The sequence below is a fragment of the Rugamonas sp. FW305-51 genome (assembly GCF_058786935.1).
The window spans coordinates 1-11,005 of sequence record NZ_JBYSZG010000038.1; the positions used below are offsets into that span (position 1 = coordinate 1).

Here is an 11,005-nt window from a genome sequence, read left to right on the forward strand (position 1 = left end):
GTTTCCAGGCGGCTGGGCGGCGGGGGCGGCAACGACTGTGGTGCGTGTCCCGGCGGAGCATAGTGCGGCGCGGGTTGCGGCACGGGCTGCGCCAATTGCTGATGTTCCGGCCGGCCCGGCCCCGCGTGCTGGTGTTCCCGCTCCGGCCGTGCTTCCGGCGCGGGTCGCGCCTGCGGCGGCCGCGTTTCCTGCACTGTCAGCCGTGGTTGGACGTGCTGTTGTACCACCGCGTCATGGGGCCGGTAGCGGTAATTCTGGCTTTGCAGCGCCTGCTGCTGGGCCGGCCGCGGGTAGCGGGGGCCGGCATACTGGCGCTGGTAAGTGGGCAGCGGCGCCGGGGCGGGGACGGCGCGCCGGTTCCAGCGCTCCCAGCCCTCATGGCGGCGTTCCCAGTCCGGTCCCCAGTAGCGGCCCCACAGCGGCGGGGCATCGCGCCGCCAGTCGCTGAAGTAGATGGGTGGATCGAGGTAGTAGCGCACGGGGATGCGCAGCAGGAACAGCGGCACGGCGTCCGGCCCCACATAGGACCAGGGGCCGTTGTACCACGAGCTGACGTACCAGCTGTCGCCGATCAGCAGCCAATAGAGGCCGTCGTAAAAGAAGTAATTCGACCGCAAATGGGGCGCGTAATACACCGGGTAGCCCGGCACGGGCACCAGATCGGGATAGGCCGCTACGTTGAAATTCACGCTGACGTACGTCGCCGCGCCGCCTGGCAGGGGGGCACCGGCCAGCAGCCAGCACAGGATCAATCGATTTATCATGGTCGCTCCTTCAGGCCGTCTTCCTTACTTCATGCTAGCAGAATGTGGGGCAATTGCTGTACGGTGCGCGCCTACCGTGCGCGGCCATGATATTGGCCAGTCCCGCGGGCCCCGTTTCCGGCGCCGCTGTCGTATCATGGATGGCAACAGATCGTGGTCCGGGGCGGCGTGTCTGCCGCCGCGCCGGGCCGCGCACCGCTTCCAGCCATGCCAGGTAAGGATATTCATGATCAGTATCGTCGCGGCGCACCGCGCCGGAATGTTTGTACGCAGCCAGTTGCTGCGCAACGTGATTGCCGGCGTGATCGTCGGCGTGGTGGCGCTGCCGCTGGCCATGGCCTTTGCCATCGCCTCCGGCGCGCGGCCGGAACAGGGCCTGTACACGGCCATCGTGGCCGGGGCGCTGGTGTCGGCCTGCGGCGGCACGCGGGCCCAGATCGCCGGCCCCACCGGCGCCTTCATCGCCATCCTGGCCGGGGTGACGGCCCGCTACGGCATCGACGGCCTGCAGGTGGCCACCCTGATGGCGGGCCTGATGCTCGTCACCATGGGCTTTGCCGGCATGGGCGCCGTGATCCGCTTCATCCCGGCGCCCGTCATCGTCGGCTTCACGGCCGGCATCGGCGTCATCATCTGGGTCGGGCAGTGGAAGTACTTCTTCGGCCTCCATCCGGTCGACGCCAGCCACTTCCACGAAAAGCTGTGGAACCTGATCCAGATCCTGCCCCAGCTGCACCTGGCCACCACGGGACTGGCCGTATTGAGCCTGCTGCTGGTGCTGCTCTCGCCCCGCATCCCCGGCCTGCGCCACGTGCCGGGGCCGCTGGTGGCGATGGTGGTCACCACCCTGGTCTATGTGATTTTCCGCTTCGACGGCGTGGCCACCATCGGCAGCGCCTTCGGCGGCATTCCGCAGCAGCTGCCCAGCTTCAAGCTGCCGACCGTGAGCATGGCCCGCATCGTTGAACTGATCAGCCCCGCCTTCACCATCGCCATGCTGGGCGCCATCGAGTCGCTGCTGTCGGCCGTGGTGGCCGATGGCATGGCCGGTACCCGCCACGATTCCAACCAGGAGCTGATCGGCCAGGGCCTGGCCAACATCGCCGCGCCCCTGTTCGGCGGCTTTGCCGCCACCGGCGCCATCGCCCGCACGGCCACCAGCATCCGCAACGGCGGCACCAGCCCGCTGGCCGGCATCGTCCATTCCGCCACGCTGGTGCTGATCATCCTGGCGCTGGCGCCGCTGGCGGCCAGCGTGCCGCTGGCCGCGCTGGCCGCCATCCTGTTCGTGGTGGCCTACAACATGAGCGAGGTGAAACACTTTGCTCGCATGGTGCGGCGCGCGCCCCGGGCCGACGTGGTAATCCTGCTCATCACCTTCCTGCTGACCGTGTTCGCCGACCTGGTGGTGGCCGTCAACATCGGCGTGATCCTGGCCACCATGCACTTCCTGCGCCGCATGTCGACGTCGGTGGAAGTGCATCCGCAGACGGAAAAGCAGCTGGCCCAGGAGCTGGCCGAACACGGCTTGCCGGCGCTGCCGCCTGGCGTGCTGGTGTACGGCATCGAAGGCCCCGTGTTCTTCGGCGCGGTGGAAAATTTCGAGCAAGCCCTGATCCAGACCCATACGGAGCCGCACATCCTCATCATCCGCCTGCGCCATGTGCCGTTCATGGATATCACGGGCATCCAGACGCTGGAAGAGGTGGTGCGCAAGATGCAGGCGCGCGGCGTGCGCGTGCTGCTGTGCGAGGCCAACGAGCGCGTCAAGGCCAAGCTGGAGAAGGCCGATATGTTCAACGTGCTGGGGCCGTCCGACTACCAGCAGGAATTCGGCGCGGCCCTGGAGCGCTGCAAGGACGAAATCGCCCACGGCGGGCGCAAGCGCTCGGCGGTGACCTTACAGGCGGAAAAACTGGTCAACGTCAGCAAGCATTTCTTCGCCAACAAGCACGAATGAGGGGGCGACGGGGGCGCGCCGGTGTCCCCCGTTCCGCCAGCTTTTCAAACACTACTGACAGAAACTGTCAGCGCTTGCCCTTAGCATAATGTTTCGCGGCGTCACAAACCCGCGGCACAATTGAACTTATGCGGAGAGCATCATGATCGACCCAAATTACATCCTGCTGTACGTGGACAACCCGCCGACCAGCGCCTCGTTCTACACCGACCTGCTGGGCGTGGCGCCGGTGGAATCGTCACCCACCTTTGCCCTGTTCGTGCTCAAATCGGGCCTGAAGCTGGGCCTGTGGGCGCGCCACACGGTGCAGCCGGTGGCCATGGCGGCCGGCGGCGGCGCGGAACTGGCGTTCGGCCAGGCCGACCGCAGCGCCGTCAACGACATCTATGCCGACTGGGTGGAGCGCGGCGTGACCATCGCCCAGCGCCCGGTGCAGCTGGACTTCGGCTACACCTTCGTCGCGCTGGACCGCGACGGCCACCGCCTGCGCGTGTTTGCGCTGGAGTGACGGCGCCGGTTACGCCGGCTGGTGCAGCGTGAACATCGACAGGCCGAGCGCAATCAGCAGCAAACCGGTGGCGCCGTTGAACAGGCGCGCGCGGCGGCCGCCGGCCATGAAGCGCAGCACGGGCCGGGCCAGCACGATGTAGGTCAGGTGCGACAGCATGGCGCACACGGCAAAGGTGGCCGTGAGCAGCAGGAAGCGCGCGCCGCCGCTGCCGTCGCCGTCCATGAAGCGGGGGAACAGCGCGATGAAGAACATCAGGCTTTTCGGATTGGTGAGCGCCACCAGCAGTCCTTGGCCCAGCGTTTGCCAGCTGCCCCGGTCGCGTTCCCCGGCAGCTGCGCCCGTCGCTTGCACGGTATCGGTGGCGCCGAACGTGCGGTTGCGGCACTGGCGCCAGCCCAGCAGGATCAGGTAGCCGCCGCCCGCAAGCTGCAACCCCATGAAAGCCGCGTTCGAGGTCTTGAACAGCAGCCCCACCACCGTCACCGACAGCGTGGCGACGACCAGGATACCCAGCGCATTACCCAGTGAACTGCACAGCGCCTTGCGCGGCCCCAGCGTGGCGCAGTTGGCGATGGCCAGCAGCACGCCGGGACCGGGCGAGAAGGTGGTGAGCAGGGAGATGGTCAGGAACAGCAGCCAGGTGGACAGGTTCATCATGCTTGGGCGATCGTCGGGAAAATGAAGAAGTGCATCAGGGCAGGCCGTTGGCGCCATGCGCAACAAAGCCAGGCCGCTGTTGCAGCCGTTCGTAATAGGCCGTCACGGCCGCCAGCGGCGGACGGGCGATGGGTGACAGCAGCCAGCGGTTGACGGACAGGCCGAGCACCACATCGGCCAGCGTGAATTCCGCGCCCGCCACGTAGGCGCCCGTGCGTTCCAGCTGGCCGTCGAGGATGGCCATGCAGCCGTTCCAGGCCTGCACGCTGGCCTCGGCCGCCGCCGCGTCGCCAAACGCGGGATGGCGCCGCACCCGGTGCATGAAGGCGTAGCGCCAGGCGTTGTTCAGGTCCGTGGCCTGCCAGTCCATCCACTGCTCCACCCGGGCGCGCGGCGCCGGCGCTGCCGGCAGCAGGGCGCCGTTGCCGTAGCGTGTGGCCAGGTAGCGGCAGATCGTGTTCGATTCCCACAGCACCAGGTCGTCGTCGGCCAGCACCGGCACGGTGGCATTGGGGTTAAGCGCGAGAAAGGACGGGGCGGAGGTGGACTGGCCGGCGCCGCCCCACGACGCCAGCGTGTACGGCAGTTCCAGCTCGGCGCAAGTCCACAGCACCTTGCGCACGTTGATCGAGACGGCATGTCCCAGGACGGTCAGCATCGGCATACTCCTCAGGTTCGGATGGTAGCCAGTATGGCAGCGAATGGTCGCCAGATAAATAACCTATAATTTTCAATACTATTAACTAGCAATTCATAATCCGCATGGACAAGTTGCGCAGCATGGAAGTGTTTGTGGGGGCGGTGGAGGCGGGCAGCTTCACGGCGGCGGCGCGCCAGTTCGAGATGTCGACCGTCATGGTGGGCAAGCACATCGCCAGCCTGGAGCAGCAGCTGGGCGCGCGCCTGCTCACCCGCACCACGCGCCGCCAGGCATTGACGGAAATCGGCGCCCGCTACCACCAGCAATGCCGGCAGATCCTGGGCCTGGTGCGGCAGGCCGAAACGGGCGCGGAAGCCATGCGCAGCGGCGCGCGCGGCACGCTCAAGGTCAGCGCGCCGGTGGCGTTTGGCAGCGAGTGCCTGGCGCCGGCGCTGGCCGACTACCTGGCGCGCCATCCGGAAGTGTCGGTCGACCTGGACCTGGGGCCGCGCGTGGTCAACATCATCGACGAAGGCTTCGACGCGGCCATCCGCATCGGCGCGCTGGACGATTCGTCGCTGGTGGCGCGGCCGTTGCGGGCCTATGGGATGGTGATCTGTGCCGCGCCGTCCTACCTCGCGCGGCACGGCTGGCCGCGCACGGCGGCCGAGCTGGCGCAGCACCAGTGTCTCGATTTCCTGCACTGGAAGCGCCTGGTGCGCTGGCGCCTGGACGGCAGCGACCAGCAATGCGCGCCGTCGCCAAGCCGCTTCCGCTCGAATAATGGGCAGGCATTGAAGCGGGCCGCACTGGCCGGGCTGGGTATCGTGATGCAGGCCGAGATCGTGCTGCAGGAGGAATTGCGCAGCGGCCAGCTGGTGCGGCTGTTGCAGGAGCACGTGCCGCCGGCGCGGCCCATGCACCTGGTCTACCCGCGCGACCGCCAGGCCACGCCCAAGCAGACCAGCTTCATCGAGTTCGTGCTGGAGCGCTTTGGCAAATAGGGCAGCGTAAAAAATGGGGAAAGAAAATGGGGACGTACCCCATTTTCAGAGAAAGACAGAAAAAGGGGTACGTCCCCATTTTCGAATGCCGGAACTGACCCGTAGCCTTGTTACAGGAAGCGGTCGAGGATCTTCTTGCTGTGCTTGTCGAGCTCGTGCGTTTCGCGGATCAGGAAGTGGATGCCGTGGATGTCTGATACCAAAAGGGTATCAGGACCGATGCGGCGTATGTCTTCTTCGCCGCGCAGCACGAATTCGGTGTCGCCGCGGTCGGTGTGGACCTTCCACGTGCACGGCGTGGCGTAGCTGGTCACGCTGATGATGCGCGAGATCTCGGGCATGAACTCGCGTCCTCCCAGTTCTTCGCGCACCAGCGCGGCGATGGCCGGCGGCAGGTCGTCCAGGCGGTCGATCCAGGCCACCTCCTTGCCGTCGCTGCAGACCAGGGCGATGCCCTCCTGCGGCGCCTGCACGGGGAAGGCGCGCGCCGGCGCCACGTTTTCGTACACCTGGCCGTCCTCGGTGGTGAGCACCAGGCGGCCAAAGGGATTGCGGACTAATTCAAAGCGGGTAGTGGTCATGATCTGTTCTTAATCGGAGCTGCTGTCGTCGGGATCGACGTCCACGTTGCGGGCCTGGGCCTGGTACAGACGGAAGTAGGCGCCTTCGCGCGCCATCAGCTCGTCGTGCGCGCCTTCTTCCACCACCACGCCGCGGTCCAGCACCACCAGCCGGTCGGCCTTCTGCAGCGTGGACAGGCGGTGCGCGATGGCGATGGTGGTGCGGCCGTGGGTCAGGTTGTCGAGCGCCTTCTGGATTTCCTTTTCCGTCTCGGAGTCGACCGAGGATGTCGCTTCGTCCAGGATCAGGATGCGCGGGTCGATCAGCAGCGCGCGCGCGATCGAGATGCGCTGGCGCTCGCCGCCCGACAGGCCCTGGCCCCGTTCGCCCACCATCGAGTCGTAGCCCTGCGGCAGGCGCAGGATGAATTCGTGGGCGTGGGCGGCGCGGGCGGCGGCGATGATCTGCTCGCGCGTGGCGTCCGGCTTGCCGTAGGCGATGTTCTCGGCGATGGTGCCGAAGAACAGGAACGGCTCCTGCAGCACCAGGCCGATGTTGCGCCGGTAGTCGGACACGGGGAAGGCGCGGATGTCCACGCCGTCGAGCATGATGGCGCCTTCGGACACGTCGTAGAAGCGGCAGATCAGGTTGACCAGCGTGCTCTTGCCGGAACCGGAGTGGCCCACCAGGCCTATCATCTCGCCAGCCTTGATGTCGAGGTTGATGCCGCGGTTGACGGCCCGGTTACCGTAGCGGAAGCCCACTTCGCGCAGCGTGATGTTGCCTTCCACCTTGGCCAGCTTGACTGGATTGGTGGGCTCGGGCACGGACGATACGTGGTCCAGGATGTCAAAGATGCGCTTGGCCGCCGAAGCCGATTTCTGGGTCACGGACACGATGCGGCTCATGGAATCGAGCCGGCCATAGAAGCGGCTGCTGTAGGCGATGAAGGCCGACAGCACGCCGACCGTGATGTGGCCCTTGGCCACCTGCCAGATGCCGAACACCCAGATCACCAGCAGCCCCAGCTCCGTCAGGAACGACACGGTGGGCGAGAACAGCGACCAGATCTTGTTCAACTTGTCGTTGACGGCCAGGTTGTGCTTGTTGGCGGTGCGGAAGCGCGCCGCTTCGCGCGCCTCCTGGGCGAACGCCTTCACCACGCGGATGCCGGGGATGGTGTCGGCCAGCACGTTGGTCACTTCGCCCCACACCCGGTCGATCTTCTCGAAACCGGTGCGCAGCTTGTCGCGCACCACGTGGATCAGCCAGGCGATGAAGGGCAGCGGCAGCAGCGTGATGGCGGCCAGCCACGGGTCGATCGAGCACAGGATCACGCCTGTCATGATGATCATCAGCACGTCGGAGGCGAAGTCCAGCAGGTGCAGCGACAGGAACACGCAGATGCGGTCGCTCTCGCTGCCGATGCGCGACATCAGGTCGCCGGTGCGCTTGCCGCCGAAGTATTCGAGCGACAGTTTGAGCAAGTGTTCATAGGTGGCCGTGCGCAGGTCGGCGCCGATGCGTTCGGACACCAGGGCCAGCACATAGGTCTTGCCCCAGCCCAGCGCCCACGCCACCACGGCCGCGCCCACCAGGCCGCTCATATACATGGTCACCAGCATGGGGTCGACCGGCTTGCCGTTCTGGTAAGGGATCAGCACGTTGTCCATCAACGGCATGGTCAGGTAGGGCGGGATCATGTGCGCGCCCGTGCTCAGCAGCATGAGCATGAAGCCCAGCGCCAATTGGCCCTGGTAAGGCTTGGTGAAGCGCCACAGCCGGAACAGGGTCCAGGTGGACGGCGGCGTGTAGACCACCTTGGTGCAGATCGGACATTCCTCCTGGTCCGGCTCCAGCGGTGCCTTGCAGCTGGGGCACACGTGCTGCTCGTCGCGCACCACGGGCTGACCCGTCACCTTGCTTTGCAGCAGGACGGCGAACTGTTCCACCAGGCGGATCGCGTGCAGGTTCTGGCCCAGCGTGAAACGCCAGGCGGCCAGCCGGCCCGATGCGTCCACCAGTTCCAGGTGGCCCACGCCTGCGTGGTCGTGGTGGCGCAAGGCCATGCCGGGCCGGAACGGCCACTGTTGCCAGGCCTTGGCGCCGGGCGCACGGGCCACGATACGTTCCGCCGTGACAAGTACCAATCCCTTGGAGAAATGAAGTTGATGATCCAGGTCAACCTCCAAGGCACTTGAAACGTTCTCCCCTGAGGAAAGTTGCGCCTGTACCTCGGAGCGCCACCATTCGGGCACGTCGGGCTGGCTGGTGGGCGAAGAAAGTTGTGTGCTTGTCATTGTGCAGCGTACTCCGGGTCGGTCCTTGCCATGCGGCAAAAACTGTGAACTAAAGGGAAAATAGCGGATCGCGCGGCCAGCCTTGGAAATAAACGCCTCAGCGGGCCGGGATGCGGCTGTTGGATGCAGTTATTTACGGTATTCTGTCAGTGGGTGACCATTTGACGGAAATCAAGGCGAATGGGCGGCATGCTTGAGCGGCGAGTATACCGCAAGAGCGCGCGCAGCAGACGAGCAAAAGTGCCCTCAAGAAAATTCGATGCCTGCGCGGTATGGATTTTTCTGGCGGCAAGCTTGACCCGGCAGCAGCAGCTTTGGACTGGAAAATGCGGTGCGTAACGACGTAGGGATTACAATACGGCGCGGGCTGGCCACGGCTGATAACAAAGATACAAGAATTGAAACATGACCAAGAAGAAAGACATTGAAGTTCTCCGTGTAACGCATTTGCGCGGACCAAATATCTGGACCTACCGCCCAGTGATCGAGGCGTGGCTGGATATCGGCGCGCTGGAAGATTCCCCCTCGAATGCGCTTCCTGGTTTGTATGAACGCCTGACCGCCCTGTTGCCCAACCTGCTAGAACACCGCTGCGGCGTGGGCGAGCGGGGCGGCTTCCTGGAGCGCCTGCGCGAAGGCACGTATGCCGGCCACATCCTCGAACATGTGGTGCTGGAACTGCAAAACCTGGCCGGCATGAAGACCGGTTTCGGCAAGACCCGGCAAGTGGCCGAAGGCAGCGGCATCTACAAGATGGCCTTCCGCACCCGCCAGGAACAGGTGGGCCGCGCCGCGCTGGCCGCCGGCCGCGACCTGCTGATGGCCTGCATCGAAGACCGTCCCTATGACCTGGCCGCCACCGTGGCCACGCTGACCGACATGGTCGATTCGCTGTGCCTGGGCCCCAGCACGGGCAACATCGTCGATGCGGCCACCGAACGCAAGATCCCCTTCATCCGCCTGACCGACGGCAACCTGGTGCAGCTGGGCCATGGCGCCCGCCAGCGCCGCATCTGGACCGCCGAGACGGAGCGGACCAGCGCCATCGCCGAAGGCATCGCCAGCGACAAGGACTTGACCAAGACCCTGCTGGCTTCGTGCGGCGTGCCCGTGCCCGAGGGCGAGCTGGTGACCAGCGCCGAAGCGGCGTGGGAAGCGGCCCAGGACATCGGCCTGCCCGTCGTCGTCAAGCCGTACGACGGCAACCACGGACGGGGCGTATCGCTTAACCTGATGACCCAGTCCGACGTGGAAAAGGCTTACCACCTGGCCGCGCGCAAGGGCGGCAGCAAGAGCGTGATCGTGGAGCGCTTCATCGCCGGCAACGAACACCGCCTGCTGGTGGTGGGCAAGCGCCTGATCGCGGCCGCCGCCGGCGAGGCGCTGTGGGTGACAGGTGACGGCAAATCCAACATCATCGACCTGGTGGACAGCCAGATCAACACCGACCCGCGCCGCGGCACGACGGAAGACGCGCCGCTCAACCAGATCAATCCCGAAGTGGGCGCCGAGATCATCCTGGAACTGGAACGCCAGGGCATGACGGCGCGCTCCGTGCCGGTTGACGGCCAGCAGGTGCTGATCCAGACCAACGGCAACGTCGCCTTCGACGTCACCGACCAGGTGCACCCGTCCGTCGCGGCCATGGCCACCCTGGCCGCCCGCGTGGTGGGCCTGGACATCGCCGGCATCGACCTGGTGGCGGCCGACATCGGCCGTCCGCTGGAAGAGCAGGGCGGCGCCATCATCGAAGTGAACGCCAGCCCCGGCCTGCTGGCCCACCTGAAGCCGGCCAGCGGCCAGCCGCGCAACGTGGGCGCGGCCATCGTCGACCACCTGTTCGGCATTGGCGAGACGGGGCGCATGCCCATCGTCGGCATCGCCGGTGGCCACGGCAGCACCATGGCCGCGCGCCTGATCGCGTGGCTGCTGCAGATCGGCGGCCAGAAGGTGGGCCTGACCTGCCAGGATGGCCTGTTCGTCAACGGCCGCCTGCTGCCCAAGGATGGTTTCAGCGACTGGGAAACGGGCGAGCGCCTGCTGCTCAACAAGAATGTCGACGCGGCCGTGTTCGAAAGCAGCGCCCGCATGATCCTGACCGAAGGCCTGGCCTACGACAAGTGCGCCGTGGGCGTCGTGATGAGCTCCGCCAGCCGCGAAGCGCTGGGCGAGTTCTACATCGACAGCCCGGAGCGCCTGTTCGGCGTGCTGCGCACCCAGGTCGACGTGATCCTGCCGGACGGCGTGGCCGTGCTGAACGCAGCCGACGCGCAAGTGGTGGAGATGGCCGAGCTGTGCGACGGCGAAGTGATGTTCTACGGCGTGGACGAGCAGCTGCCGGCCCTGGCCGCGCACCGCGCGCAGGGCAAGCGCGCCGTGTTCCAGCGCGCCGACCGCATCGTGCTGGCGACCGGCATGGCCGAAACGGCCACCTTGCCGCTGTCGCCGCTGGTGCCGCCGGAAGCCGTGCTGGCCGCCATCGCCGCCGCCTGGGCGCTGGACCTGACGCCGGAGCTGATCGGCGCCGGCCTGCGCACCTACGACGCACACGCAAAGCAGCAGCACCACTGACAGGCAGGCGAGAATAATAAAAGCGACCGGCCGGCGG

At 66.3% G+C, this 11,005-nt stretch carries 9 protein-coding genes; 4 read left to right on the plus strand and 5 right to left on the minus strand.

Annotation, left to right across the window (positions count from 1 at the left end; genetic code table 11):
* Window positions 1-764 (minus strand): hypothetical protein (locus AC3WOS_RS21575; RefSeq protein WP_492718410.1); only part of this gene is annotated, 764 nt, incomplete at its 3' end.
* A 226-nt stretch (window positions 765-990) separates the two neighbouring features.
* On the opposite strand from AC3WOS_RS21575, the gene AC3WOS_RS21580 reads away from it, so the two are divergent.
* Window positions 991-2,724, plus strand: a complete 1,734-nt coding sequence (locus tag AC3WOS_RS21580) for a SulP family inorganic anion transporter (protein ID WP_492718412.1) — start codon at window positions 991-993, stop codon at window positions 2,722-2,724.
* Window positions 2,725-2,866: 142 nt separating this feature from the next.
* Window positions 2,867-3,232, plus strand: a complete 366-nt coding sequence (locus AC3WOS_RS21585) for a VOC family protein (protein WP_492718414.1) — start codon at window positions 2,867-2,869, stop codon at window positions 3,230-3,232.
* A 9-nt stretch (window positions 3,233-3,241) separates the two neighbouring features.
* Here the strand turns inward: AC3WOS_RS21585 and AC3WOS_RS21590 are convergent, their stop codons facing one another.
* Together AC3WOS_RS21590 and AC3WOS_RS21595 are read right to left on the minus strand one after the other, a co-directional pair.
* Window positions 3,242-3,892: a LysE family translocator gene (locus AC3WOS_RS21590; protein ID WP_492718416.1), complete on the minus strand. Its 651-nt coding sequence runs from the start codon at window positions 3,890-3,892 to the stop codon at window positions 3,242-3,244.
* Between the two features lie 34 nt (window positions 3,893-3,926).
* Window positions 3,927-4,550 (minus strand): glutathione S-transferase family protein, encoded by a 624-nt coding sequence (locus AC3WOS_RS21595; protein ID WP_492718418.1) that lies wholly within the window; start codon window positions 4,548-4,550, stop codon window positions 3,927-3,929.
* A 104-nt stretch (window positions 4,551-4,654) separates the two neighbouring features.
* On the opposite strand from AC3WOS_RS21595, the gene AC3WOS_RS21600 reads away from it, so the two are divergent.
* Window positions 4,655-5,536 (plus strand): LysR family transcriptional regulator, encoded by an 882-nt coding sequence (locus AC3WOS_RS21600; RefSeq protein WP_492718420.1) that lies wholly within the window; start codon window positions 4,655-4,657, stop codon window positions 5,534-5,536.
* Window positions 5,537-5,646: 110 nt separating this feature from the next.
* Here AC3WOS_RS21600 and AC3WOS_RS21605 read toward each other — a convergent pair whose 3' ends face one another.
* Both AC3WOS_RS21605 and AC3WOS_RS21610 read right to left on the minus strand, forming a co-directional pair.
* A complete protein-coding gene (locus AC3WOS_RS21605) occupies window positions 5,647-6,117 on the minus strand; it encodes a cyanophycin metabolism-associated DUF1854 family protein (protein ID WP_492718421.1) in 471 nt (156 codons plus the stop codon).
* Window positions 6,118-6,126: 9 nt separating this feature from the next.
* Window positions 6,127-8,397: a cyanophycin metabolism-associated ABC transporter gene (locus tag AC3WOS_RS21610; RefSeq protein WP_492718423.1), complete on the minus strand. Its 2,271-nt coding sequence runs from the start codon at window positions 8,395-8,397 to the stop codon at window positions 6,127-6,129.
* A 405-nt stretch (window positions 8,398-8,802) separates the two neighbouring features.
* Between AC3WOS_RS21610 and AC3WOS_RS21615 the strand changes: the two genes are divergently transcribed.
* On the plus strand, window positions 8,803-10,968 hold the full coding sequence (locus AC3WOS_RS21615; protein ID WP_492718425.1) for a cyanophycin synthetase: 2,166 nt from the start codon (window positions 8,803-8,805) through the stop codon (window positions 10,966-10,968).
* Window positions 10,969-11,005 lie beyond the last annotated feature (37 nt).